This window comes from Oleiphilus sp. HI0067, from assembly GCF_001635735.1.
The window spans coordinates 1-623 of sequence record NZ_LWFI01000841.1 but is presented as its reverse complement, the minus strand read 5'-3'; the positions used below and the strand labels follow the sequence as shown (position 1 = coordinate 623).

Below are 623 nucleotides of genomic sequence, written 5' to 3'. Positions count from 1 at the left end.
GATCCACCAAGCTAGCCATAATATCGAGTGTAATAGCCGTATCTTCATCACCTGTCGCAGGAGTCATCACCAAGGTTGGCGCATCCGCAACAGCATCAACCTGCACCGTAATTTGGTGGCTACTGATCTCGACACTCTGACTCACTCCCTCAGGGTCAACATCTTCGGTCGTCACTTCAACAGTTAAGGTGATATCCTGACTATCATGGAGACTAGGCGTATAACTTAATCCCGCTAACTCTCCAACCGTTAAATGATATTTTCCATCCGCATCCATGACGCCAGCAGACAGCAAGGCATCAGCCGGCACACCACTAATCACAATGTCTGTGATGCTTTCCGAACCATCCGCGTCAGGTTGACTAATATCAAGATTTAACGCGATCGCTGTATCTTCATCTCCACGTGCTGATGCCACTACGACAGCCTGTTCTGACACGGGCAACACTTCTACATTAAAACTAATCGTGTCACTCACTTGGCTAACGAGGCCTGACTCAGGATCGACATCATTCACCAATGCCGTCGCACTCAAGATAAAATCATCACTACTATGTGCCGGTGCCTGTATGGTTAGACTCGCTAAATCGTCGATATTCACGATCCAAACACCACTACCCTGA

Annotated in this window: 1 protein-coding gene; it reads right to left on the bottom strand. The window is 48.0% G+C overall.

Annotation, left to right across the window (positions count from 1 at the left end):
• The coding region (locus A3739_RS29825; RefSeq protein WP_197472227.1) for a hypothetical protein at window positions 1–623 on the bottom strand (623 nt) is incomplete at both ends.